This window comes from Mucilaginibacter sp., from assembly GCF_028287845.1.
Classification (GTDB): domain Bacteria; phylum Bacteroidota; class Bacteroidia; order Sphingobacteriales; family Sphingobacteriaceae; genus Mucilaginibacter.
In genome coordinates this window covers 1-26,097 of the sequence record NZ_JAQBOW010000163.1, presented here as the reverse complement: position 1 = coordinate 26,097, position 26,097 = coordinate 1, and the positions used below count along the sequence as shown (strand labels likewise).

Below are 26,097 nucleotides of genomic sequence, written 5' to 3'. Positions count from 1 at the left end.
GCTTTATTCAACAAAGCTGACTTAAAACCGTTTCTACCAACACTTTAATGTCCTCTTTAATTTGGTGGTAATTGGCTAAGACCTCTGCTTGATCTACCTCCCTCACCGATGGGATCGGCTGATACAATTCTTCTTCCTTTTTTATGGCATCGTGGTCGTTTTGAATAGCACTATGAAAAGTTTTAAGGTCAATTTTGTTATCCGGGTCATCAGCAACCATCCCCACAAATTCACCCGATGAAAGCCCTGATATTTTAGAAGCTGGTACAGCGCAATCTAATTGCACAGATTTACTAACAGAGGTATCCGAACTATTAATAGAAATACTTTCTTTCTCCTGGTTGATCTTGCCAAATCGTTCTGACAGTTGTTTTGCGGTGTCGCCTGTTACCTGACCAAAAATCACGTTACCTACGATGTTTAAGATTACTTCTGCCTGTTCACGCCCATAATCCTTTTTTAACTGGCTGTAATCCTGTACAGCTAATGTGACAGCGACTTTATTTGATCTTGCTGTCGCGATGAGATTATCTATCCCGTTAAAATAAATGGTAGGGAACTCATCGAAGATCATGCTGCACTTTTGCTGATTCTTACGATTGACCAGCTTATTGATCCTGTTGATATATAAAGACAGAACGGCACCATAGACCTGTGATTTTACCGGATTATTCGCCAGGCAAACTATTTTAGGCTCCTCGGGGTTATTAATATCCAATGAAAAATCATTACCACTCAATACGTAGTATAATTGCGGTGAGGACAATCGGGCCAAACTGATCTTCGCGCTGGCCACCTGACCTTCCAATTGTTCGTAAGCTTCATTTTTCCATGCTGAAACAAAGGGATTGATCAACACCTCAATTTCAGGCTCTTGTAATAAAACTTCAAAAAGTTCTTGGTATTCGACCTCTGCCAGTTCAATAACATGGGGTAAGGTGCAATAGCGGCCACCCTCATACTTTTTTAAAAACCACATAATAGCGGTAATAAAATTGATCGGTGATTCCACAAAAAAGTCGCCTTGCTTCTTTATCCATTCCCGGTTAAGGCCCAGCATGATAGTACGGCTGGAATCTATCGCATCGGTTATATCAAGCATGGTTTCCGGTTCTAACGGATTCGCACGGTGCATGATCTGTTCCAGGTTGATGATGTATTGTGATGGTTTTACTTTATACAGGTGCCCATATTTTAGCAGGGCATTGTAAACGATCTTAGAAAGGTCATCATACTTAAAATCATATACCAACATGGTAAAACCCTTTTGAATATGCTGCGTGATCACATGCCGGATTACAAAATATGACTTCCCCGATCCTGGGCTGCCGCCAATTAACGTTCCCCTGAAAGGGTTTATAATGTTGATCCAACTTTTGCGGCTTTTACCCTTTAGATTATAGATAGCCGGTAGATTGATGGAGTATTCATTTTCAAGTAGCCTTTCTTCTTGGGGAAACGATTCGTTGTCCTTATTGAAAATATCTTTACCTAAGGTCAGTTTCAACATTCTAAAAAGCAGACTAACACCCGAAAGCAAGAGAATATATCCTAATGAAGTCAAACCAATATAAAGGATGGCAATAGTATAAGCCGGGTAATCTAATGTCAATATTAGATTACTGATGAAGTATAACAACAACCCGGTAATGCAATACGTAATTATCGTTTTTGTCCTGATTTTTTCATCCTTTTTACCCTTACTGCCCACTAATGAAACCAGTAGTAGAAACAAAGCAAAAAGCTTCGCATACATCACCTCCCTGAAAATCAACATTTTAGAAATGGGCAGCAGTACGTGATTTATTATGGGTTTTGTTAGCCCCAATTGCATAAATGCCGGATAACAGCTTAAATAGAAGTGGATCAGCAATACCCCTAAACTCAGTAGCCTGGTAAAATCAATGATCTTTCTTAGTGCCTGTTCGTTTTCACCTGTTTGCATAATAATTGAATTATAGTGAGTGTCCTTTTCGTTTCTTCTTCCTTTTTGTTTGTTGTAGCCGTCCTAAAGCAGACATATCCTGATGTTCTTCCTGAAAGAGATTATCCAGTAATGTATTACCTGAATTAAAGTCGCCCTGGCTGCCTGAATTATCTTTTATGGTATTCATATTGTCATTACTGCTACCAGTATCTTTAGCTACGGTAGAAGGCTGATTTTTGAGGTTATCTGTATTGGCAAAGCGATCTATAAATGAGGCCGCGCTATAGGCTTTACCGAGATCACTGCCATTAAAAACAGATTTAGTTTGATGATCCACAAAAGTTACCCCATACAATCGGCCTTCCTCGTTTTGCCTGAATATTACCTGTATCCCTTTTTGATGAAGATCTTGTCGGAATTTTGCTTTGTTAATAGGTTTAGACAACACTGCATCAATGGCATTTTTTAATTGCTCCCTCAATGGTTTGCGTAATACTTCATTTAGCCTGAAACGATCTTCCAGTGTTTTTAAAGTGGGCTTCCCATAAATGCTGCTGGCTTTTATTGGTACGCCAAGCTTGTTGCCCTTTTCATCCAGTATCCAATAAACAAGTCCGTTTTTTTCATACATCCTTGAATCTTTAGAGCCTCTGTCTGCGGTTACATTAAACTGGTTAAGTACTGCGTTTAATTCGGGTATGCTGGTGAATTTATAACTTTTCATTACCTCACTAACCACATTGGTTATGGCCCTTTTAGTTTCTGTTTTCCCATAGCTAACCTGTTTTAATGGTATCCTTTCCGGCAGCCTTAGCTCATTGGATTTGTTGCCGGCCTGTTGCAAGCCATATTGAATTTCTATCGCTTTCCTTGCTGTTTCTGATTTGGTTTTCCCCAACAGGTGCAGGCTTATCCGTTCGCCCGATGTTTTGATATTGGTGGTAACAATATGAACGTGTGGGTGCCCGGCATCAGAATGCTGATAGGCCAAATAAGGCTGATTACCAAACCCGATCTGCTCCATATAATCACTAACAATCTGCTGAAGCAGGTGCTTTTCAAGCTGCTCACCGATAGCAAAATTCAAAGAAATATGGACGGTATTGGTTTTAGTTCTTTCATTCCTTGATGCCAAATCTGTCAACCGTAACAGCTTGTCATAGAAATTCAGATCTTCCAAATCCTTGAAATACCCGCTCGCCTCAATAAGCTGCGCCTTATCATTTCGCAATTTATTTTCATTGTAATTCAATGCGCCGACAAGACTTTTTCCGTTTATAATTTTTGCGACCATATATCTGCATATTTGTTCATCCGATCTTTAATTTGGATGATGGACGGCTCCAGTTTACTGTTAATTACACCAAGCAAATTGACCCACAACCGGGTGTCAGCATGGCCGTGGGCGCTATTGATATTACGTACCGCCTGGTTCAAATTATTACCAATAGCGTTGAGTTCTTTCCGCAACAAAATAAGCTCTTCCAACACCTCATCCATTGACTTATCGCGGTAGGTTACGGTTATCGGTTTTTCGAGTAACACGCTCCTTATATACTCACTTAACTTTCGGAACCGTGTCTTCTTAAACCGGCTGTCCAGCAAAGTAAACTCTGCCGGTTTCAATCTCGTTAGCAATATTCTTGACCTATTTTCTCCTTGATTTTCCATTATCAAAATCTTTAAAAATCCGACTTCGGAGGATTTTTCCATGTCCCGGACTGACTTCGGAAGGGAGGGCAAGATTTCGTTTGTATTACAAACGTACATCTTGCTGATTGCTGAAAGAGGCAATCTCCTCTTTTCAAAGTCCTCGATTGGATTTGTTAAACATCCCTACTCATATTGATTCGCAATAATATGGCGATAGTCTGGACCTCCGCTTCATTCGCTGCCGATGATCAAAAATCCAGTCAGCCGCACAGACTTTCCAGTTCCGAATTGGCGCGCCTTTGATCGTTTTCCATTGCAATAATTCCTGCTCCGATAAGAACACCTCTGCACATTCCGCCAAATCTTTTTGATCAAAATAGACGTGTACCACAAACCTGTCCGGAGGCACATTGACACCAAATCCGTTCGGGTCTTGACCCCTGATTTTGAAGTTAGCCTGGGACGCTTTTGGTAGGTGCTGAATGATCCGTTTTGCCTTCCGCTTCATGCCATTTTCATCTGATCAATTAATGTCCCTGAGTGCATCAGGTTTTCGATTTCTTCCAGATTATAGTACGTTACACCACCCAATTTTTTGAAAGGAATAACGCCTTTATCCCGTAGGATTTGAAGCTTGCTTTCCGACAAGCGTAGCATTCTTTTAATTTCAAAAGCTTTGAGCCATTGGTGGCCCGGATGCCCGGATTGTTCTTTTAGCAATTTCTTAATGTCGCCAATAAGTTGCTGTTTAAAATCAATCAAGTCCTGAACAGTTATCAATTGATCCCTGTGAACTTTTGGAAAGTCGTTCTGAGTTTCATTGTAATTTGCCATAGCTTAAATTTTACTGTGGCAAATGTGGGGAAGGCTAAAATATGTTTATCACACCTCATGTACGAGGTAGGTGTTTTTATTATTACGAAGTGTGTATGAGGAAATTCTGATGAACTTTGGAGTTATACTTTAGTTGATATATTACCTACGCGTTAGGAAGCTTCTTTTTAGCTTTATTTTCTGTGGATAGCCTTATAAAATTAACGGATGGGAGCAAAATGGGACTGATCCCGGCTTTTAACGTTATTGATGCCAGGTGTTCTCTCAAAAAAGGGAACATTATTGCTGGACCGTTCGCTACAGCAAATTGATCAATTGGTATTATGGGGTCTGTATCGCATATAAAAATACCAATCATTTTTATTTTTGCAGAAATTTCTTTTACACGACTTTTACCAGCTTTGAAATCTAATGTCACTGTGATTTGCAGGGAGTCGTTCTCAAGAACCTGATGTTCAACAGAAATATTAGCACTGTTTTTAAAAGTCGGCTCCTTAAAATCAACATTTGCAACTCGTTTAAATATACTTTCCAATAAATAAATTTCTGACAATCGGAACATAGACTGGCCTGCCATAATTACGCCGCTAAATAGTACGTTGATTCATCAGTAATTCCGTCATTGATAACAGTATCTGTATTTTTTGATTCAGATGGGAGGTTATTTGTAAATGACTGAAAATCGGTATGCTCAAGATTTTCATGAAAACTGAAAGTACAATTAACCGGGTTTTGTTTAATTTGTCGGATTTCCTGTTTAAATACAAATGAGTTTTGAATATCTGGCGTGAAATCGGTCAGCAAATCATTCAAATTCTCATGATTCCATGATAAGTTCTCCAATGAGTTTTTATAGGCTGCACCACATTTTACATAAGAAGGCTGGTCAACCTTGAAAAGGTCATCCTCAGTAATAAAAGCCAATGCCTCATCTGGAAACTCTTTTATAAAAGCCAATACAATTTTGTTTTGCTGATTTACAAAACTATCATCATAAAGCTCAAAAAAATCCTTCGGCAATACCTCAATAAAATGAGTTTCACTATAATTATCTAACTGATAGCTAAATTTCACCAGTGGGAAATTTTCAGCTAATTCATCAATTCGAGATACTATATATTCCTTTGAGTTCATAATACAAAATGTTTAACTAAAAGCCTTTTTGCGTCTACTGACATATCGTACGCTTTTAGAGCTTCATTATCTATAATTGTTTCATTTCTATAATCAGCTTTAGCACGTGCTGTACTAAGGCTTCTTATTTTTGAATTAAATTTTGCGGCATCTGTGCCATTTAGTCTCATAAACTCTACAAAAATTTCATTTTGTAACCAAATATGGAAACCACTTTCTTTTGATCCGGTTTTGCCTTCATTATAAATTTGCAATTCAGTCTTCCCAAAATGCGAACGTAATAAGTGCAGCATTAATTGTACACATCCGTAATATGCACAATGAATACTTGAAGAGAACAACGAAGCTTTAATGAGTTTGTTTGAGGCAATAATACTTTCATCTGATTTAGTAGTTAAAATCGACATGCCTAAGAAAAGTGATTTAGTTTCATGCAATAATAGTTAAATTTTTAAAATAAAAAATATTACAGCAATAAATATCACATATTTATTAGAATCAAAAGCGAAGAGTAAATTTATTGCAAATATGGAAATTAAATAAACTATAGTAAGGGGATAAAGTGATTAAATGTTAAATAATGGGGAGATATGGAATCTCCCCATTATCGGGTTAAGCATAAGCTTCTAATCGCCAGGTTACAGCTTTGCCAGCATAAGGGGGCATAGTGTTACCTTTAGCAATCGGTGCAGTTGTCGTAGGAGTATCAACTACGCGCCACACACCACTTTCAGGACATGAATGACCGGTACTTGCTGTAGTACCTATTGGGCTTTTCATAACTCATAAGTGTTAATTCTCCTTGTTGAATTAGGGCAGGAACACATAAACCCTCTGAGAAATTAATTAAACGCCATCGGTATTTTCTCTTTATCCGTATCGGCTCTTTTTTTTACTTTTGGGTAACACCCTTAAAAGGGGTTTCGTCTGATTTTTGATCCATAAACTTGTTTGTATTTGTATCAATCTTCGTCCATTTTTCATTACCTGGAGTGAATACTTCTACGCGATCTTTAACATCTCCAATTCTATGTCCATCATCAGTTGGTGCATTTCTTGCCATAATCTTTATACCCCCATTCAGGTCTTTTTGATAGGTTAGTTTATTATTCGTCTATTATTTTAACTATATGCTTGCAGTAAGCATCATTATCGATTAATAGTTGAAGCGTTCGCTGAAAGTTCCTTAACTCCCTTTCTTCAAGTAGTTTTTGTTGTGCAGATTTGCCAATATGCCCTTTACGCATAAACATTTCAATGGCTTTGTCAATGCCATTCAAGGTTGTTGGCATATCGTATATTTTTAAAATATCTTGGTTGTCACCATAAGTAACAAAAATCGGATAGCTCCTGCCATGCGTTTCTAAGGGAACCTGATGCAGGTTGTTTTTACGAAAAAACAAAGCCGCTCTTTTTTTAATATCTGCATCCAAATCGCCAGGCATTACAATATTAAATTCAAATTGGTTGAATATCTTACCGTTTACTTCAACTTTTCCTTTGGAGCACAGTGTTTCGCAAGTTATAGCAACAAGATTGTTAAAATACCCAATCGCCAAAGCGGTGGACGGCAATAAGCTTAATTCGCCCAAAGACATTTTTTCCAGTATAGTATTGCGTATTTTACGTAGTTCGTTGTTTAGGCTTTGCGATTGCGATAAGTCGATTTCTTTTTTGAATCGCGGTGTTGTTATACCAAATAAATCTGATGGAAGCTTAGTTCCTTCTTCCTGAATGACAAACGCCCTTGACGAACCAACCCTACCCAGAAATAAGCCATATTCAAAAACAACATTATCCCTCGCAACATCAAACGCATTGTTTCGAGATTGAAGAAAGTCATCTTTAGTAGCAATTAATAGCCCAAAATCGAATAAACTGGCTTCTTTTAGCAAAGTTTCTAAAACACTTTCATTGTATTTAAAGATATCATCTGTCCATAAATAACAATCAAAATCGAGATCCAAATAGCTTTTAACATATTTGGCTACCTCAAGCCCTTCCCCTGAAGAACCTATAAAAATCCTTGGTTTTAAATCCATGTTAATAAGTTAATAGAATAAATTTTTTGCCTCACCATTACAGTCCTCAATTAGCAAATCCAAATCACGTTTTAATGCTTTTAGGCATGTGATGCAAGCATCGTCCGATAATGGATTTTCAATGCCGTTCGGGCTTTTTACAGATTTGCGATAGGTGGAATCGGTAATAAGTCGATTCATTTCTAAAGACATAACTTTAGCAATATCTAACTCGCGACTTGTGTAATAATACAATGATGAATTGTCGATGTTATGAACTATGGTTGTAAGCTGAAAACTATTCAGTTTAATATCAGCCTCACTATCAGCTTTTAAAGTTTTTAGGAGGCGAATCCCTTTACGGGAACCATCATTGGTACTGTCACCCTTTTGATTAATGTTGTTAATATGCGCAAAAGGATAATCTAATATTTTGCTCTTTTTCGGAAAGTCAAACAAATAAATGCCCCTAAAGTACTCGTTCCGGCGTTGCTCATATTCCGTAGTGTTATACCAAAAACTAAAAACCACATCCACCTTTCTACGAAGGTTTTTATTGAAAATGGCAATTGATTTCGTGCCGCTATCATCTACATCATCGTATTGCCGCTTTAAAATAGCCGTGGCTTGAGTACGTAAACTTTCTATGTCGCTGCTGGGAACGCCTTGATATGGCGATTGCGGAGGACACAGCGCTGGTTCAAGAAAACAGTAGTCATTTATAATAGCTAATAAGTCAACATCACTATATAACTTGATGTGGGTGCCAGCCATAACGGAGCCTTGTTTTCGATAGTCCCTATTAAATGATAATTGCAGACCACGTTCTAAATGCCCCATTACATTATCTGCCGCCTCTAACGTTTTATCGTTATACTTTTTATCAATCGGCCGCATAGATTCGATTAGGTATTTCAGATTTTCAGGTATGTAAGCCTTAGAAAAAGATTCTGATAAATTAACAACCCGATGTTCTAATGGGTCATACCTTCTGTTTTGTAAGTTTTCAAGTCGTCGTGTGTAATTCAAATTAGCCATAATCAATGTTTTAATTAGCGATATTCTGCTTAGGCCAAAACCTTGCCAATGATATTTTATATTAAAAAATGCATAATTCATTACATTTTAATATCTTTATTTGATTATATATATCAAATAATGATATGAGAATATTAATATCTTGGCTTGCCTTTAACAACGACTTTACTAACAGTGAAGTTTTATTGGATGGGCCAACTTTTAATTATCACCGATATAATTATAATTACGACAAACACATTATATTAAGTACTGCAGCCGAAAGCAATTTGATGGCTGAAAAATTACTTAATGCCTTGTTGTTAGAATTCCCGTCTCGCCAAGGTCATTTAGAGATTAAATACATGGACGTGAAGGACGTAATAGATATTAATTTGATAAAAACCAAAGTAGAAAAAGTATTACTCAATCTTCAGGACGATGAAATTGATATCTTTTTTTCACCCGGCACCTCGGCAATGCAGGTATCATGGTATATTTGCCACACAACTTTAGGGTTAAAAACGAAGTTAATCCAATCTAGACCTGCGCGATTCTCAAAGTCAAAACAGCCAGAATTTTTAGAAATATCTACATCGTTTTCAACTGTACCTGTTACAGCCATAATTCGTGAGCAAAATATTTCAAATGCTGCAAAGACCGACAGTTCATATTTGATAAGCGACGGTATTAAACCGGCTTATGACAAAGCGCTAAAAATAGCCCAAACAGATAAAGTAACAACACTTATAATAGGAGATAGCGGTACTGGTAAAGAGCATCTTTCCAAATATATACACGATAACTCCATCAGGCACAACAATAGCTTTATCGCTGTTAATTGTTCCGCTTTTAATGAGAATCTATTAGAGGCAAGGTTGTTTGGGTTTAAGAAAAATGCATTTACCGGTGCAGATAAGGATCAAAAAGGATTATTTGAGGAAGCCGACAGTGGTACAATTTTCTTGGATGAAATCGGAGATATATCAACCTATATGCAACAAAGCTTACTTCGCGTTCTTCAGGAGCAGGAAATATTACCCTTAGGGTTTAACAAGCCTGTTAAAATTAACGTGCGAATTATCGCTGCTACCAATAAAAATTTAGCAGAAATGTGTCGTCAAGGTCATTTTAGATGGGACCTTTATTATAGGCTTACAGTTACCGAACTTAGCCTCCCATCTTTAAATGAAAGAGGACTTGATGACAAGTTACAATTGATCGAATATTTTATAAAATCCAAAAAATCACTTTTTAAAAGGGATCATCAGATACAGCTATCAAAGGAAGCTCGTAAGGCCTTGTTATTATATAATTTTCCTGGAAATATACGGGAATTGGAAAATTTAATAGAACAGCTATATGTTTTTTTTGAAAGAGATGTTTCAATTAATGATTTGCCAGAGCGGATTTTGAAACCCGATTCGCAAAATTCCATGAAATGGATGGACGTTGAAAAAGAGCTTATCGCGAAAGTATTAATAATTGCTAAAGGAAATCAAAATCAAGCGTCTAAAGTTCTCGGTTACGGTTCTATTAATACACTGAGAAACAAGATCAAGGAGTATGGTCTTGAAGTTAAAAAGGTGCTAAACTAATCTAAGGATTTTGTGTATCGTTACGGCATCTTTTATCATTAAAATGAAAACAAAAACTTTCAAGATTCTCCCATTTGTTCCGTTGGCTTATACTATATTAGACGATTAATTCAATCCCTAATATTTCGATTACCCTATGCCTATAAAAGCTGGTCAAATTGTAAAGAACCTAATTCCATCTGAAGCTGTAACTGTAGATAGAATTCAACCATTGGGAAATATGGTCTCCCTGAAATTTACAGGTGTAAATTCTAATCGCGCTAATTCAAAAGTTATTTCTATTGAGGATTTTGACCGGTTAGAAATACTTACAGAAGAAGGTACTTTCAATTTTAAAGGAGATCCCAATAAGTTTGCTTTGTTTGCAGAGGCCGAGCGTATTAATTCAGCTTACCAATTTGACCCGTTATTTGCAGTTAATTGTAGCATTGTGGACCCGCTCCCTCACCAGGTTGAAGCTGTTTACAAGTTTTTATTACCCTTGCCAAAAATTCGGTTCCTTTTAGCAGATGATACGGGTGCTGGTAAAACAATCATGACCGGCTTGTTAATAAAAGAGCTAATGATGCGTGGACTATCTGAGAGGATATTAATAATAACTCCAGGTGGTTTAACTAAACAATGGCAAGAGGACGAAATGGGCGTAAAGTTCAATATTAATTTTACGCTTGTAAATCGCGCGCGCTTCGCTTCTGATCCTAATGTTTTTCAATCTGAAAAAAGAATAGTTACATCGATCGATTTTATTTCAAGGGAGGATGTTTTAAATACTGCAAGTAACAACCACTGGGATTTGATCGTATTTGACGAGTGTCATAAGCTTTCTGCTTATGATTATGGCGCAAAGCAATATTTGTCTCAACGTTATAAGGCCGCTGAAGTATTATCACAACAATGCGAGCATATTTTATTGCTAACCGCGACTCCGCACCGTGGCCGCGCCGATACATTTAAAAAACTCCTTCAACTTTTAGATCCAGATATTTTTGCGACTGATGAAATTGCATCGACCAGAATTAAGGAGTTTGAACATAATGGTATCAATAAGTTCTTTATACGCCGTTTAAAGGAAGATATGAAGGATTGGAAAGGAATGCCATTATTTAAAGAACGCTTTACAAAAACAGTAGCCTACCAACTAACCCCTGAAGAAAAAGATTTGTATGATGCCGTAACTAAATATCTGACTACAAAAAAGGAAGAAGCTTCCGAATCCAAAAACATCCACGTTTCATTGGCACTCACGGTAATGCAACGTCGATTAGTAAGCTCCATTTATGCTATAAAAAACACGTTGGAAAGAAGGTGGAAAGCATTGCAAAGTATTGTGGATGACTTAGCTTTAAATCCAAATCTTTGGAGCCAGCGGCATAAAATGGATGCTGCTTTTAATCAAATAAACGATATTGATGATTTTGAAGATTTAGAAGATGATGAAAGAGAGGCATTAGAAGGGATCTTATCTGACCCTAAAAAATTCAGATTATTCACTACTGCCAAAAATCCTCAAGAACTTCACCAGGAAGCGAGAGAAGTTAAGAGGCTGTTCGAAATGGCCGAAATACTTTATAATCGCAAACAGGAAGAAAAGAAATTTCAGCAATTACAGGATTTGTTAAAATCAAACGGTGTGTTAGAACACGGGGAGAAACTTGTAATATTCACTGAACATAAGGATACATTAATTTACCTTGAAGACAGATTAAGCAAAAGTGGAGGCTACAACGTGGCTACCATTCATGGCGGCAAGCAAGTTGATGAACGCAGAAAAGCACAGGCTGATTTTGCTAAACCCGATACGCAAATTTTGATTGCCACTGATGCCGCTGGTGAAGGTATAAATCTGCAGTTTTGCCGCCTGTTAATTAATTGGGACATACCCTGGAACCCTAACCGTTTAGAGCAACGTATGGGACGTATTCATAGGTATGGCCAGAAAGCGGATGTGTTGGTGTTTAATATGGTGGCTAGCAATACTAAGGAGGGGAAAGTGTTAGAAAGGCTGCTCACCAAATTGGACATTATTCGGGAAGGAATGGGTGATGACAGGGTTTATGACGTAATACAGGACGTTTTAGAAAATGTTAGCCTTGATGCTGTTATCAACTCGGTTTTCAATGGAAAAGAATCTGCTTTGGATGAATTTTTGGCGCAGGATAATGAAATCTTAAAACTTAAGTTCTCTGAAAAAATAAAGGAACAAAAGGAGAAATTAGCGCACAGCGTTGTTGATTACAAGGATGCTCGTATCCTCAAAGAGAATTCGGATGAAAAACGGCTTCAGCCAATTTACATTCGGTTGTTTTTTGAAAAAGCATTTAAGCATATAGGTGGTGATTTTACAGAATTAAGACCATCCATTTACCGAATTGACAAATTACCGGATTTAATATCAGCAACCTTGCGGAAGGATTATACGATATATGCAGATAACTTAAGACAAATTCAATTCTGCTTTGACAAACAGGTTTTTTTAGATTATCAGAATGTTGGCGATTTGGGGAAGGTTCATTATATAAACCCGGGTAACCCCGTTTTTGATAGCTTAATAAAAGTAGTTCGCCATCAATACCGTGAGGATATGTTGAAAGGAACTATACTGATTTCTCCGGATGACTCCGAAGCTTACTTTGCTTTCTTTGTGAAATCTCAAATTGTTGACAATAGGGAGAGTAAGAAAGAAGATAGTATTGCCGACGAACGGTTAGTAATGGTCTTTCAAACAAGGGATGGTTCATTTCATGTAACATCTCCTGCGAAATTTATCGACTTACATGCCCCGGCTGATTTTACCAAGCCTATTGAATTGCCTGAAGTGGTAAACAACAACAATGTAGTGCAGTGGAGCTTCGAGAATATAACCATTCAGCAATTTGAAGATACTAAAGCGCACGTAAAAAAAGACTCGACTGATCGTAAAAAATATTTGGAGTCGGCTTTTACCCAAGTGATATTGGATTTGCAAAAGCAAATGCAGGAGCTACAGGGTAAGATCCTTATAGGCGATATTAAGGTGCAGGAAAAGATTTCTAAATTGCAGAAACACATTGACGATAAGATTGAGAAAAAGACACTCAGGTTAGAAAGTTTAGCGCTGATGGAGCAATTAAGTCCAAAGGAACCTGAGATATTGGGTTGTGCATATGTTGTACCTTTGTCAAAAATTGAATATCTGGGCCATTACGGCATGAGCCGTGATGACGAAGCTGAAGCCATTGCTATGCAAAAAGCGATGGAATTTGAAAAAGAACAAGGGTGGAAGCCACAAGACGTTTCTGCAAACAATGAAGGCTATGATATTAGGAGCATTAGTCCCGAAAATTTAAAGCGATATATTGAAGTAAAAGGAAGAAGCGGAGCTGATGGAAGTGTAATGTTGAGTGAAAATGAAATGAACCGTTTAGCTCAATTGGGCGATGCGGCCTGGTTATATATAATAATGAATTGTAAAAGTACTCCCGAAATTTATCGAATTCAAAACCCTGCAAAACAATTGAATTTTGAATTAAAAACAAAGGGAATACAATACTTTTTGCCTATGGCAGAATGGGAAAATAAAGTAATAAATTAATGGGGCAACCAAAAAAACTCATAGAAGTAGCAATGCCGATAAAAGAAATATCGGCTGAAAGTGTGAGAGATAAATCTATTAGGCATGGCCATATTTCCACTTTACACATTTGGTGGGCCAGGAGACCTCTACCTGTTTGTCGTGCTGTAGTGTTTGCAAGTTTGGTACCAGACCCTTTAGATGATAATTGTCCAACAGCATTTATAGATGCAGTTGGTATCTTATTAGGAAAAGAAAACAATTTAGGGGATCCTTATAAACCTTACATAAATATACCTTATACCGCATCGATTGACAAAATGGACGATAATTATCGTAATAGGTTATTGATGTTCATAGGAAAATTTTCAGATAAGTATACATTATTGGGAGAGAAAACGCTTTCAAAGGATAAATTAAATGATGCAAGTCTAATTAAATGGGATAATAAGGATAATGAAGTCATACTTGAAAAAGCACGTAAGTTAATATGGGTATCACACAACGCAAATACTAATAAATCTTGCGCTGTATTATTGTCTGAATTTGACGAATTAAACAAAGCAATAAAAACTGCTGAATATCGATTATATAGCTTAACAAATAGACATTTAGAAAGTCAAGAAGTTAAAGAAAAGGAAATTGAGTTGCAGAAGGTAATAGACGCCTTTTTAGATAGAATGCCAAAAGTTTTCGATCCGTTCGCTGGTGGCGGTGCTATCCCATTAGAAGCTGCACGATTAGGGTGTCGAAGTTTCGGTAATGATATAAACCCTGTTGCGCATATTATTCAAAAAGGGAGTTTATCATATCCACAGAAATTTGGGAAACCAATTATTTACACTAAGACTGAATTCGTAAAACTTTATGGAGAATATGAATGGAACCGTCAAGAACAAATTTCCAAGATTATAATCGATGGCGAAGCAGTAGCTATAAAAATCTCAAATAGATTATCATTTGATGTTGCATTTTACGCTAGACAGTTACTGAGTTTTGCTGAAAAGGAAATAGGATCATTTTATCCAGCAAACGAAAAAGGAAAAAAGCCGGTTGCTTATTATTGGGCTTACCAAGGCACGTGTTCCAACCCATCCTGCAAAGCCAAGGTTCCCCTGATTAAGCAATTTTATTTAGTCAATAAACCTGATAAAAAAGTCTATTTAAACCCCATAATAAATGAAAAGAATATTTCTTTCGATATTAAATATGGGAAATATGATGCCGAAACATGGATTCAAAGAAAGAATTTAAAATGTCCAGTATGCGGTAATATAACAAGTATTGGTGAATTAAAAAGGCAATTTAATGCTAAAGAGCCTAAAAAAGTCTTAATTGCAGTTATTGAAGAAGGTAATAATTCAAAAAATTATCGGCTACCCACAACGGCGGAGATTGACATATTAAATGAATTGCCAACAAACATTGACCGTCCCATAGGTAAAATGCCAATCGGGAATAACAGAGATTTACATTGTATGGGCTGGGGGGTTGAAGAATGGGCAGATATGTTTACAGAAAGACAATTAATGCTCATGAACACCTTAGTTTCTAAATTAGCAATTTACAAGATTAATATATTTGAGAATTCACTTTATCATGAAGCGATTTTGACATATTTGGCAATCTTTATTGACAGAATAGCTGCCGTTAATACAGCGTTTGGGCGATGGCATGTAGCAGGAGAAAAATTAGAAACACCTTTTAGTCGCCAAGCGATTCCTTTCATGCTTGATTTTCCTGAATCTAATCCATTTTCTAATTCTACAGGAAGTGCACTAAATCAGTTAGATTGGATTACAAGGTATATTGAAAGTGAATGTAACCATCCGTTTGAAACAACTTTGAAAAATGCAACAAGTGGAGATGAATCTCAGTTTCCTCCCAAATTTTTAGATTGTGTTGTAACCGATCCGCCTTATTACGATGCAATTGCTTATGCTGACCTGTCTGACTTTTTCTACACTTGGTTAAAAAAAATGATTGGAGATGTTTTTTATTTAAATTTTGCGGTTCCGCAAACTCCCAAAACGGATGAATGCACTGCATTGAAACATCATCATAATGGAAATATGGGGGAAGCCAAACATCATTTTGAAAAAAAACTATTAGAGATATTTTCGGCGATTGAGAAGCAAACTAAGAATATCGTCAGTATTATGTTTGCTCACCAAAGTACAGAAGCATGGACAACGTTATGTAATTCTATATTAGACTCAAGAATGAATATTACCGGAAGTTGGGCTATTGATACAGAAATGGGTGCCAGGATGGTCGCTATGGACAACGCTGCCTTGCAATCGTCAGTTACTGTATCGTGTCGTCCAATGATCCGAGAAGGGTATGGTGAATATAAACAAGTAAAAAAAGCGATAGAAAAAACGGTAGCCAAAGAGGTTGATGAATTATATCACTTAGGTTTTAGAGGTGCAGATTTATTAACCGCCTGCTTTGGCCAAGCAGTTAGCGAATTTGGTAAATACGAAAAGGTCGAAAAAGCAGATGGAAGCGAAGTAACTGTTGCAGAATTATTAGAAATGGCACGAGAAAGCGCGTTTAATGCTTTGCTTAAAGGTTTCGAAGGAGATGAATTTACTAAGTTTTATATTGGTTGGTTACAACTTTATGGTTTTATGGAAACTGACTTTGACGATGCCGCAAAGTTTAGTAGGATTGGCTTAAGTATCGATGTTCAGGATTTATTCTCTTCCCATATCCTAATTAAGAAATTCAATAAACAAGCTTTAGGAGGATTTGCAGCTCGTTTAGTTATAAATACTAAACTTGGTGAACAAACAAAAAGCATCTTAATCGACAAAGTTCATAGAGGGATGGCTTTGTATAAGAGTGCAAATAGGCAACTTTTACTGCAATATATCAGTAATGTAGCCCCTAATGCAGATGATAGTTTTTGGCGAGTTATAACTTCGCTTTGCGAAATTCTACCAACAGATACACAAGATTACGAACAAGCACTTGGTCTACAGGCTAATAAGGAAAGTCTAATAAGGGAAAGTAAAACAGTGATTAAGGATAATTCAGAGCAAACAGCCCTCGAATTATAACTATAAAAAAATATAATGGCAATAGCACAACACCAACAAGATAATTTATTCAAAGCATTTGGCTTGTTCATTGAAGCATTTCGACCGTACGTTGTGAGTGTTTTACAACAGGAGGCTGATGATAAATGGCCAGCATTGTTTGTAGAGGCGTTATACCCAGGTCAGAAAGACAGTTGGAATTTGGGATTGAAAGCGGGTTCGTCGCCAGAAACACTTATTGATTACCCTTATTTAAAAGCCTTTTCGTTAAGATACAAAGATCTATTAAAAGTAGATTTTGGAAAGGACGTTAATAAACTGGCTACGAGATTAGAAACTATATATGATACAAGGAATAAATTGGCCCATTTTCAGGCAATTTCCGTAGATGAATTCGTTGAAACGTTCATCCAAATGAAAAGCATTGCAAAATCGCTAAACATGGATGAGCTTGAGACGGAGTTAGCGGGGTTGCAGGAATTAAAAGCAACAATACAACACCCCATAGCACCAATTCAACAATCGGGCGATTTACAGCCTTGGTTTAGAGTCGTAACTCCACATATGGATATTCGCCAGGGACGATTGGATGAATCAGTATTTGCTGCTAATCTCGCTGAAGTTGCTTTAAATACCGGACGGGAAATATATAACAATCCAGTTGTGTTCTTTTCAAAAACCTTCTTTACCGCTGGGTTAAAAAGTATTGCAAAAACTGTTATCAATGGTTTAAACGGTAATGAAGATGCGGAAAATCGTATAATATCGCTACAAACAGGTTTTGGTGGTGGTAAAACACACACTTTAATTTCTTTATACCATTTATGCAAATGGGGTAAGCAATCCATTCAGTCACAATATACGCAGGAATTATTAGCATATACCGGCAATCCTACGTTTGATACAGCGAGAATTGCTGTATTTACGAACACCACAAATGACCCGGCAAACGGAAGAACTACCGCAGAAAATTTGCATATTCAAACCATTTGGGGAGAACTGGCTTATCAATTAGGTGGACCAAAGGCCTATGAAATAATTCGTAAAAACGACGAACAATTAATTGCCCCCGCCGGCTTGTTTAAGAAAGTATTACAACAATGTACTCCAGCTTTAATTTTAATAGATGAGCTTGCGGACTATTGCGTTAAAGCTTCTGCAAAGATGACGGGTAATAGTAGTTTGGCCGATCAAACAATAAGTTTTGTTCAGGAACTTACAGAAGCCATAGCTGCAACAAACAATTGCGTTGCCGTAATTACGTTACCTGCAAGCCCGCAAGAAGTCGGTAATACGGCGGAAGCACAATCAATTTTAAATAGTCTTCAGAAACGTGTTAGTCGGGTTGGTGCCGATACACAACCCGTTGCTGATGATGAAATATATGAGGTTATAAGACGGCGACTATTTGAAGATATAGGCAGTCCACAAATGATAGAGGCAGTATCGTCAAAATATTTAGAGCTGTATCAAAGTTCATGGACCGAATTGCCGAGCAATGCTAATAAAATGGAGTATAAGCAACGGTTGCTTAAAGCTTATCCGTTTCATCCCGAATTGATAGATGTTTTTAGAGTACGTTGGGCCAGTCATCATGACTTTCAGCGTACAAGGGGCGCTTTACGTTTATTGGCAGCGATAGTAAGTGATTTGTGGAAACGTCAGCAAACGCTACCAGGTGCCAATTTACTAATTCACTCGGGTGAAGTCAACTTTGCTAACCTTGATGCCATGAGTGGACAGTTAAAGAGGCTATATGGCAATGGTTATGACGCTGTTATTACCGCTGACGTTGCTGGTTCTACTTCCAATGCCTTTAAAATTGACGTTGAAAAAAAAGAATATGGACTATGGAATCTTACCAAGTCCATTGCATCGGTTATATTAATGAATTCCTTTGGCAATGAAGGATCAAATAAAGGAATATCAGTTCCCGAAATAAAATTACAATTACTGACCCCAGGCGGATTTAACCATAACAGCATAAATGGGTCGTTAGACGAATTAGAAAATGACGCCTATTACTTATACTATGCTCAGTCTGGCGGGAACGGGAAAAGGTATTGGTTCCATACCAAACCCAATATCAACATTCTCATAAATCAGGCAAAAGCCGATATCAAAATTGAAAGTATTGAAGCCGAAATAATTAAAAAAACCAAGGAAAAGGAAAGACACATTCAACTTTTCAACACCTTAATCGATCCATCTGAGGATATTCCCGAACAACAAAAACCTACATTACTTATCCTAAGTCCTAAGTATTTTCTTGGTGGAAAAGAATTAAGTAAGCAAGCAAGTTTTATAATTGAAAAACTGTCTACAAAGAAAGGGAACAGTGAGCGTATTTATCGAAATACGTTGTTGTTTCTATTATGTTCGGAAGTTGGCATTTCAAAACTTAATGCTGATGTTAGGGATTACCTTGCGTGCCAAAAAATATATTCTGAATACCAGGGACAATTAGAACAAGATCAAAAGTTAGAAGTAAGGAAACGAATGGAAGATGCAGAAAAGCAAGCCATCGGGGCCTTAGCTGCAGCATATTCAGTATTAGCCAAGTATTCCGTTAAAAACGGAATAGAATTATTGACAATTAAGCAATTTAAAGACACATTTGAGAATCAAGTCAACCAAAATATAATCGGTGCCTTAAAAGAGGAAGAGTGGTTATTGGAATCTGTAGGATTGAATGTTTTACGAAATAATAATTTGTTACCAACCATTGATCAACCCATAAAAGCCAAAGATATATATGAAGCATTTATTAGGTTTGACGATAAACCAATGATTACAGGTTTGGAGGCGATCAATAAAAGTATTACCAAATACTGTTATGAAGGGCATTACTGTGTTGCAAGTGGAGACGGAACAACGTTTAGTAAATATTATTTAAGTGAAAACGTTCCATTTTTTGACGCTGCTGATATTTCATACTGGTTGCTGGATAAATCCCTAAAACCAAAGCCCGAAGATCCAATAAAAGATCCGAATGGCGGTAAGACAGATCCTTTGTCACCGCCCGAAGGCGCCACACAACCTGTTCAATCAAACGGGAGTAATATATTAGACGCTATAAAACATTTCAAATCCATTACAATTTCCGGTAAAGTTCCATTGGAACGCTATACTGAACTGTTCAACTATTTTATTACACCATTCGCCATGAATGGAAATAAAATTGATATAGAGGTAAAATTCAAGATTAAATCAAACGATGGCAGTTTATTGGATGAAAGCAAGCAACAATATAAATCTGCAAAAGAAGCAAGTAAACAGCTGGGGTTAGACTTTGAGGAGGAAAACGTTTAGTTAATGATAACAGTCGAGACATCATTAGACAAATGAGTTTTTTAGGCGTTTTTATGAAAATTATTTTTGGTTAAAATATCCAATCTGCTGATAAATGGATGAACCTGGCGATATTAACTGAAATGTAGTATCCTAATTTTTTATTCAAAATGATTATAAGTCATGAACATTTTGTCTGTCAAATCGCACGACTAATTAAACAAAGCGTTTTACCTTACTGATTGTTATTGTGTGTATTTTTCTGAGAATTAAAAATTCGTTAGTCATATCAAGGATCTTTGAAAATTTACTTTTTCTGCGTTTTTATTTTAACTTTTTTTTGTATATTGATTAACTCAATCAGCAGGTATTCTTACTTGCTTATTTGTGATAAGGTTTCCTCTAAAAAACATTAGAAGCAATAAAATTGATCTATGTTTAACTTAATTTAACAAGGGTTTTAATTAAACACTGAAAGCCTATGCTTAGATTCGTCAATCAGTTAGAAAAGGCACATGAAACGCTTATCACTTATTTCCCTCCTGCTATTTATCCATACTTTAATCTTTGCTCAGCAATACATTGCAGACAGTAAAAATGGTTGCAAGATATGGGATGTTGCCTATGCCCCGACTCATAAAGCTACCTGGTCTGGTAATTGTGTAGAAGGGTTCGCTTCTGGTAAAGGTACTTTAACTTGGCTTATAGAAGGAAAAGAGGTAGCCCGCTACACTGGAGAAATGAATAAAGGGCTTCAGAATGGATACGGGATATTCAGCTTTAATGGAGGAAAAAGCAGTAAAGGATACTTCATTGACGGAGAAGTAACAGGTTTAGATAGCTCATCTATAAAACTGCTCAAAAGAAATGCGATTGCGATAAATGATAGCACCCACATTTTCGACAACTTTTTGCCAGACAAATCCCCTTTCTATTATGCCTTAACCCCTCAAATAAGAATGAAAGGTGCATTAGTATTATTGCCCAGCACTTGGGAAAGGCCTGAAAGCGTATTAAACAATAATGCGAAGCTAAGTCAGCTTGCATTGAAGGAAGGCTTGGTAGTCATTGTACCGTCAACCAATATGCATATATACCTTGACGAGCCTGTAACGGATTTTTTGAATTTAGTATTTAATGATGCTATACAGCGGTATCAAATACCAAAAGATAAATTTGTGATCGGAGGTTATTCGCTCGGTGGCATTATCAGTCTCAGATATGCTGAGGTAGCTTTTGAGCATAATCATACTGCAATTATTCCTGCTGCCGTCTATAGCGTGGACGGACCTGTCGATTTTGCAAATATGTACCGCCAGTTCGAAAGAGAAATTGAAAAGAATGTTTCCACAATGGCTGTAAATGAAGCCAAATATTATCTGGATGGGATGCGCAAGTATTTCAAAGGCACGCCGTCTGAAAATCCTGCTAACTATATTAAGAATTCTGTTTACTCCCGATCTGAAAAGCAAGGTGGCAATGCAAAGTTTTTACATAATGTTCCATTTCGTATTTATTCAGACCCCGATATCGACTGGGCAATGAAGAACAGGCAACGCGATTTGTATGACATGAATGCTCCCGACCAATCCGCATTGATTATCGAATTAACTCTGCAAGGTAATACTAATGCAAAATTTATTAATGCACTTGGTAAAGGCTATCGTTTAGACGGCACACGGCATCCGCATTCCTGGAATATAGTTGATGCGAATGAATGCATAACTTGGATTAAAGATAGTTTAAAACTATAAATGGCTACCTTAATAACTGTTAAAAAAATAAGTTTCCTCTGCGTTCTCAAGGACAAGCCTGGGTGCTATCTACAGTTTTGGCAGCTTAGGTTTCAGACTCTTTATTCTATTACCTTTTCCGTCCTTTTAGTGTTTTTAATCAATATTGTTTTGAGGCCATGATAGTTTCGCGGTATGATATAATGCCGCTTTAGCTTGCAAGTCAACAAAGTGAGCTATGCCCTTTTCTATGTAAATAGTTAGCGTTTCTAATGTGTTATATACCACTTTAAGCAATCTTCTTGCAACAGCTACAATTGCTTTTTGCGCCTTCATGCGCTTGCGTAGCTTATCGAATAAGGCATGCCAATAGGAATCTTTCATGCGAACAGCAGCCCACGCTGCGCCAACAATTGCAACTCGTAAATAGCTGTTACCTTTTTTAATAGATGTGTTTTTTCTCTTACCCGCACTCTCGTTGTTACCGGGCGCAATACCGCACCAAGCTGTAAAATGATCAGCCGTTGGAAAACGGCTCATATCTTTTCCGGCCTCGCTAATAATGATTTCTGCTGATTTAATACCTATACCGCTGATGCTATCGAGGCATTCGAATGCCTGTGCATAATGTTCACTGATTATTTCAGTAATTGATTTATCTAAAAAATCGACTTGTTTTTGAACATGATCATAATCTTCCAACAGCATTTGTAGTTGAGTAAGGTGATAGCCTTGAAGCGTACCATCCAACGCTTTGATCAATAGCTCTTTCTTCAACTTTACTTTACCTCGGGCACAATTAAGTAATTGTTCCTGATCCGTAACTCCTTTGGCTAATAATCGTATCATATCCATAGCAGATAATGTATGGATTGAACTGATTACAGAGCGTAGTTTGATGTTATTACTTTCTAATATCTTAAGCAGGCGGTTCCTAATTCTGTTTAGTTGCCACGTATAGAACAATCGATTTCTGCAATAATCCCTGATTATTCGCTGGGTATTATCAGGCATAAAACTTGGCCGCACTAATCCGTGCAGCAATAATGTACAAAGCCATTTGGCATCTTTTCGATCCGTTTTTCGCTTAGGCATCTGCTTGATATGAACTGGATTCGCCACAATGACTTTAATATTGGCTTCAGTAAGTATAGCGTATAAACTCATCCAATAAATACCCGTGCTTTCCATAAGGCAATGCTGAATATCATTCTCCTGCAACCAGTCTCTGATCTCTTTGAGTTCACAAGTGTAAGTCCCAAATTCCCTGAACTCCTGGTTGCTGCCATCTTTCCCGGAGATAAAGCCAACGATCTTATCCTTGTGCATGTCAAGACCGCAGGCTCTGTCCAATTGAGGCATAATGTTTACATCTTCAATAATTCTCTGTTTCATAAATATCCTCCGTTGATTATCTATGTACTACATTTTTATGAGCCCGGGTGTTTTTCAAATCATAATACTTAGGTTAGACTCCCCAAAGAGCGATTCCATGGGGGTTTTTATTGTTGAATAAATTCCGTAGATATTATAGGCTTTTGTATAATAGCGATGATCAATGTCACCATTTTCTCTAATTTAATACTGTAATTACAGTTTTTCTTCCAATCGTGATTTCAAATTTTGCATATCCTCCTTCAGTTTCCTTTCAACAACTTTCGCATAAATCTGCGTAGTGGTAATTTTTGTATGCCCTAACATTTTGCTCACTGTTTCAATGGGTACACCGTTTGAGAGTGTAATGGTAGTAGCGAAAGTGTGCCTGGCCAAGTGAAAGGTGACATTTTTAGTAATGTTACATACTTCTGAAATCTCCTTTAAATAGCTATTGACTTTTTGATTGGACATTACCGGGAAAACTTTACCGCCGGATAGTGATCGTATATTGGTTTTGTATTTATCCAATATTTTTAGTGCTTGCGGTAACAGTGGCACATTAACCGGTATCATTGTTTTTTCACGGCATGTCCTGATCCACTTTTCGCCATCAGTACCGGCAACAATATGGCCGGGTGTTAAATTGATAACATCCACATAGGATAGTCCTGTATAGCAGCAAAAAACAAACAAATCCCTAACCATATCAAGGCGTTCTATGGTAAATACTTTCTTTTCCATATCAGCCAACTCTTTTTCGGAGAGTTGTTCCCGGTTTACCTTCTGTATCTTCAACTTATAAGCCGCGAAAGGATCATTATCGATCCATTGCAAGTTCATCGCCAGGTTGACCATTTTTTTAAGCCGAATGATGTGCTTCATCACGCCGTTGTTATTGATCTGCTTTTGGTGGTCCTTTGGTTTATGGTTACGTAGGTAAACTTCAAAGTCTTTCACAAATTTAAAATCGAGCTGATGAAGGTAAATATCTGACGATTGATGCTGTTCGTCCAGAAACTTCACCAAATACCGCTGGGTGACATAATAATGTTTAAGGGTACTCCACTTCAAATCCGTAGTGGAAGTTTCGTTATGATAGATAAAAAGACGGCTGAGGGTATAAACTTCCTCTTCAGCTCCCAAATACAGATCTTTCACTGCTTTGGCTGAAAGCATTTTACCTTTAAGTTGTAGCTGCTTGTAGTTATTGCTGATCGTGTTACGGACCTCTCCCAGATAATTGTTAATGGATTTAACTTCATCCTTATTGCCTTTAGCTGTTCCCTTACCGCTATCCCAATTTTTTGGATCGACATTATGTTTGAGCGCAATGTAAGCCCTTTGCTTATTTACGGTTACGCAAGCGTAAATTGGTTCTTTTCCGTCCCTGGCTTTGTCCGGGCGCGTGGTAAAATGGATACCGAATGACTGTGATGTTTGCATAAAATTTAATTTTTAAGTTTAAAATGCTCAATAAACACCCTGTTTTTAGGTAACAAAAAGGTAACACAGAATCGTCTAAAAAGACTGATTTAAAACAAACTTTTATCGCTGTAATTAACTGTATGTCAATCCATTGAATGGGTTTGCGTTACCTAAGTTAAAAATTAAAAACAGGTAGTCGGATAGGTAACGAGAACTTTGGCTTTCTTGACGGTTGTTGAGGGGATAATAAATGAAAAAACCCTCTAAATCAGCGACTTAGAGGGTTTTCGGGGGTGGGAAATTTCCACTTTGTGCGCCCACCTGGGCTCGAACCAGGGACCAAAAGATTATGAGTCTTCTACTCTAACCAACTGAGCTATAGGCGCGCAGAAACTTTGTTAAATTTCAGGTTGCAATTTTACGATTTTACCTTCAATTTACAAAGCCTTATTTTATTAAAATAGTATATTTTTGTTTACCGCATTTTATAAACATGCTTTTTCCAAATATGGGCAACCTATCATTAAATCGCAGGCAAGCTTTACAAACTTTAGGTTTGGCTACTGGTGCCTCTTTATTAAACACACCATTATCAGCCATGACAACTGCTAAAAAGTCTAATTTCACTTTTAAGTATTCGCTGAATATGAGCACCATACGCGGGCAGAAATTAGGCTTTATTAAAGAACTGGAAGTAGCTGCAAAAGCCGGCTTTACCTCGGTCGAGATATGGATAGATACTTTTCAAACCTATCTTAAAAATGGAGGCACAACAACCGAAGTCAAAAAGATAATTGAAGGTTTAGGCATAAAGATTGAAAATGCCATAGGCTTTGCCAAATGGATGGTTGACGATGAAGCCACCCGAAAAGCGGCATTAAACCAGTTACAGCATGAAATGGAGCAGTTGGCCCAAATTGGCTGTCACCGTATTGCGGCACCGCCATCCGGCGCCACTGGATTGCCATTGATAGACTTGAATGTAATTACCGATAGATACCGCACAATTCTACAAATAGGCAATCAAACAGGGGTTACACCAATGATTGAAATGTGGGGATCATCACAAAACTTAAAAAAAATAAGCCAGGTATTATACGTAGCTACAGAAAGTGAGCATAAAAACGCCCTTGTACTTTTAGATGCCTTCCATATCTACAAAGGCGGCTCAAGCCTGGATAGTTTACCATTTGTGGGTAAAACCGCTATTGAAGTATTCCATGTTAATGATTATCCGGCGGCCATAGCCCCTGCAAAAATATCAGAACCTGACCGTGTTTACCCCGGCGATGGTATTGCTCCGCTTAAGCAAATATTACAAATTATTAAAAACCCGGAGAAACCGGTAATTATATCGCTGGAAGTATTTAATCAAAGTTATTACGCGCAGGACGCGTTGCTGGTTGCTAAAACCGGGCTGGCTAAAATGAAAGCGGTTACTGAAGGAATTTAATATATAAAAACTAACCCTTCTACTTTAAAGAAGGGTTAGC

Annotated in this window: 19 protein-coding genes and 1 tRNA gene; 6 read left to right on the top strand and 14 right to left on the bottom strand. The window is 37.3% G+C overall.

All coding sequences use genetic code 11. The features are described 5' to 3' along the window. Positions 1 to 7: 7 nt before the first annotated feature. The 11 genes from mobC to JWP71_RS16780 form a co-directional block, all read right to left on the bottom strand. Positions 8 to 1,945 (bottom strand): conjugal transfer protein MobC, encoded by a 1,938-nt coding sequence (mobC, locus tag JWP71_RS16830; protein ID WP_299502392.1) that lies wholly within the window; start codon positions 1,943 to 1,945, stop codon positions 8 to 10. 10 nt (positions 1,946 to 1,955) lie between these two features. Then, complete coding sequence (locus tag JWP71_RS16825; RefSeq protein WP_299502390.1) at positions 1,956 to 3,221, bottom strand: relaxase/mobilization nuclease domain-containing protein; 1,266 nt, start codon at positions 3,219 to 3,221, stop codon at positions 1,956 to 1,958. Beyond that, positions 3,203 to 3,598, bottom strand: a complete 396-nt coding sequence (locus JWP71_RS16820) for a plasmid mobilization relaxosome protein MobC (protein WP_299502387.1) — start codon at positions 3,596 to 3,598, stop codon at positions 3,203 to 3,205. Before JWP71_RS16820 ends, JWP71_RS16825 begins: the two co-directional genes overlap by 19 nt. A gap of 486 nt (positions 3,599 to 4,084) precedes the next feature. Further along, complete coding sequence (locus JWP71_RS16815) at positions 4,085 to 4,414, bottom strand: helix-turn-helix domain-containing protein (protein WP_299502384.1); 330 nt, start codon at positions 4,412 to 4,414, stop codon at positions 4,085 to 4,087. 145 nt (positions 4,415 to 4,559) lie between these two features. Further along, positions 4,560 to 4,991, bottom strand: coding sequence for a protein-export chaperone SecB (locus tag JWP71_RS16810; protein WP_299502381.1), 432 nt, complete (start codon positions 4,989 to 4,991; stop codon positions 4,560 to 4,562). 2 nt (positions 4,992 to 4,993) lie between these two features. Continuing rightward, complete coding sequence (locus JWP71_RS16805; RefSeq protein WP_299502378.1) at positions 4,994 to 5,548, bottom strand: hypothetical protein; 555 nt, start codon at positions 5,546 to 5,548, stop codon at positions 4,994 to 4,996. Further along, positions 5,545 to 5,985, bottom strand: a complete 441-nt coding sequence (locus JWP71_RS16800; protein WP_299502376.1) for a hypothetical protein — start codon at positions 5,983 to 5,985, stop codon at positions 5,545 to 5,547. Before JWP71_RS16800 ends, JWP71_RS16805 begins: the two co-directional genes overlap by 4 nt. A 175-nt stretch (positions 5,986 to 6,160) precedes the next feature. Continuing rightward, on the bottom strand, positions 6,161 to 6,328 hold the full coding sequence (locus JWP71_RS16795) for a hypothetical protein (RefSeq protein ID WP_299502374.1): 168 nt from the start codon (positions 6,326 to 6,328) through the stop codon (positions 6,161 to 6,163). Between the two features lie 112 nt (positions 6,329 to 6,440). Further along, the gene (locus tag JWP71_RS16790) at positions 6,441 to 6,611 is read right to left on the bottom strand and encodes a hypothetical protein (protein WP_299502372.1); all 171 of its coding nucleotides are present in this window, start codon (positions 6,609 to 6,611) and stop codon (positions 6,441 to 6,443) included. Between the two features lie 43 nt (positions 6,612 to 6,654). Further along, complete coding sequence (locus tag JWP71_RS16785) at positions 6,655 to 7,590, bottom strand: STING domain-containing protein (RefSeq protein ID WP_299502370.1); 936 nt, start codon at positions 7,588 to 7,590, stop codon at positions 6,655 to 6,657. Positions 7,591 to 7,599: 9 nt separating this feature from the next. Next, positions 7,600 to 8,688: a hypothetical protein gene (locus JWP71_RS16780; RefSeq protein WP_299502368.1), complete on the bottom strand. Its 1,089-nt coding sequence runs from the start codon at positions 8,686 to 8,688 to the stop codon at positions 7,600 to 7,602. Positions 8,689 to 8,732: 44 nt separating this feature from the next. Between JWP71_RS16780 and JWP71_RS16775 the strand changes: the two genes are divergently transcribed. From JWP71_RS16775 to JWP71_RS16755, 5 genes are all read left to right on the top strand, one after another. After that, positions 8,733 to 10,184, top strand: coding sequence for a sigma-54 dependent transcriptional regulator (locus JWP71_RS16775; RefSeq protein ID WP_299502366.1), 1,452 nt, complete (start codon positions 8,733 to 8,735; stop codon positions 10,182 to 10,184). Positions 10,185 to 10,320: 136 nt separating this feature from the next. After that, complete coding sequence (locus tag JWP71_RS16770; RefSeq protein ID WP_299502364.1) at positions 10,321 to 13,755, top strand: helicase-related protein; 3,435 nt, start codon at positions 10,321 to 10,323, stop codon at positions 13,753 to 13,755. Continuing rightward, positions 13,755 to 16,799 (top strand): DUF1156 domain-containing protein, encoded by a 3,045-nt coding sequence (locus JWP71_RS16765; protein WP_299502362.1) that lies wholly within the window; start codon positions 13,755 to 13,757, stop codon positions 16,797 to 16,799. Before JWP71_RS16770 ends, JWP71_RS16765 begins: the two co-directional genes overlap by 1 nt. A gap of 15 nt (positions 16,800 to 16,814) precedes the next feature. Continuing rightward, complete coding sequence (locus JWP71_RS16760) at positions 16,815 to 20,090, top strand: DUF499 domain-containing protein (protein WP_299502360.1); 3,276 nt, start codon at positions 16,815 to 16,817, stop codon at positions 20,088 to 20,090. A gap of 494 nt (positions 20,091 to 20,584) precedes the next feature. Next, complete coding sequence (locus JWP71_RS16755) at positions 20,585 to 21,823, top strand: hypothetical protein (RefSeq protein WP_299502357.1); 1,239 nt, start codon at positions 20,585 to 20,587, stop codon at positions 21,821 to 21,823. Positions 21,824 to 21,958: 135 nt separating this feature from the next. Here JWP71_RS16755 and JWP71_RS16750 read toward each other — a convergent pair whose 3' ends face one another. The 3 genes from JWP71_RS16750 to JWP71_RS16740 all read right to left on the bottom strand — a co-directional run bounded on the left by JWP71_RS16750 (position 21,959) and on the right by JWP71_RS16740 (position 24,990). Further along, positions 21,959 to 23,197 (bottom strand): IS110 family transposase, encoded by a 1,239-nt coding sequence (locus tag JWP71_RS16750; RefSeq protein WP_299502354.1) that lies wholly within the window; start codon positions 23,195 to 23,197, stop codon positions 21,959 to 21,961. A 195-nt stretch (positions 23,198 to 23,392) separates the two neighbouring features. After that, positions 23,393 to 24,622 carry a site-specific integrase gene (locus JWP71_RS16745; RefSeq protein WP_299502351.1) on the bottom strand — a complete coding sequence of 410 codons (1,230 nt, stop codon included), beginning with the start codon at positions 24,620 to 24,622 and terminating at the stop codon, positions 23,393 to 23,395. A 294-nt stretch (positions 24,623 to 24,916) separates the two neighbouring features. After that, positions 24,917 to 24,990, bottom strand: a tRNA-Ile gene (locus JWP71_RS16740). 107 nt (positions 24,991 to 25,097) lie between these two features. Here JWP71_RS16740 and JWP71_RS16735 point away from each other — a divergent pair. Continuing rightward, positions 25,098 to 26,057 carry a sugar phosphate isomerase/epimerase family protein gene (locus tag JWP71_RS16735; protein WP_299502348.1) on the top strand — a complete coding sequence of 320 codons (960 nt, stop codon included), beginning with the start codon at positions 25,098 to 25,100 and terminating at the stop codon, positions 26,055 to 26,057. Positions 26,058 to 26,097: the final 40 nt, after the last annotated feature.

Coding starts and splice junctions, on each gene's coding strand:
- mobC (WP_299502392.1), bottom strand. CDS start 1,945: ATGCAAACAGGTGAAAACGAACAGGCACTAAGAAAGATCATTGATTTT.
- JWP71_RS16825 (WP_299502390.1), bottom strand. CDS start 3,221: ATGGTCGCAAAAATTATAAACGGAAAAAGTCTTGTCGGCGCATTGAAT.
- JWP71_RS16820 (WP_299502387.1), bottom strand. CDS start 3,598: ATGGAAAATCAAGGAGAAAATAGGTCAAGAATATTGCTAACGAGATTG.
- JWP71_RS16815 (WP_299502384.1), bottom strand. CDS start 4,414: ATGGCAAATTACAATGAAACTCAGAACGACTTTCCAAAAGTTCACAGG.
- JWP71_RS16810 (WP_299502381.1), bottom strand. CDS start 4,991: ATGGCAGGCCAGTCTATGTTCCGATTGTCAGAAATTTATTTATTGGAA.
- JWP71_RS16805 (WP_299502378.1), bottom strand. CDS start 5,548: ATGAACTCAAAGGAATATATAGTATCTCGAATTGATGAATTAGCTGAA.
- JWP71_RS16795 (WP_299502374.1), bottom strand. CDS start 6,328: ATGAAAAGCCCAATAGGTACTACAGCAAGTACCGGTCATTCATGTCCT.
- JWP71_RS16790 (WP_299502372.1), bottom strand. CDS start 6,611: ATGGCAAGAAATGCACCAACTGATGATGGACATAGAATTGGAGATGTT.
- JWP71_RS16785 (WP_299502370.1), bottom strand. CDS start 7,590: ATGGATTTAAAACCAAGGATTTTTATAGGTTCTTCAGGGGAAGGGCTT.
- JWP71_RS16780 (WP_299502368.1), bottom strand. CDS start 8,688: ATGAATTATGCATTTTTTAATATAAAATATCATTGGCAAGGTTTTGGC.
- JWP71_RS16775 (WP_299502366.1), top strand. CDS start 8,733: ATGAGAATATTAATATCTTGGCTTGCCTTTAACAACGACTTTACTAAC.
- JWP71_RS16770 (WP_299502364.1), top strand. CDS start 10,321: ATGCCTATAAAAGCTGGTCAAATTGTAAAGAACCTAATTCCATCTGAA.
- JWP71_RS16765 (WP_299502362.1), top strand. CDS start 13,755: ATGGGGCAACCAAAAAAACTCATAGAAGTAGCAATGCCGATAAAAGAA.
- JWP71_RS16760 (WP_299502360.1), top strand. CDS start 16,815: ATGGCAATAGCACAACACCAACAAGATAATTTATTCAAAGCATTTGGC.
- JWP71_RS16755 (WP_299502357.1), top strand. CDS start 20,585: ATGAAACGCTTATCACTTATTTCCCTCCTGCTATTTATCCATACTTTA.
- JWP71_RS16750 (WP_299502354.1), bottom strand. CDS start 23,197: ATGAAACAGAGAATTATTGAAGATGTAAACATTATGCCTCAATTGGAC.
- JWP71_RS16745 (WP_299502351.1), bottom strand. CDS start 24,622: ATGCAAACATCACAGTCATTCGGTATCCATTTTACCACGCGCCCGGAC.
- JWP71_RS16735 (WP_299502348.1), top strand. CDS start 25,098: ATGCTTTTTCCAAATATGGGCAACCTATCATTAAATCGCAGGCAAGCT.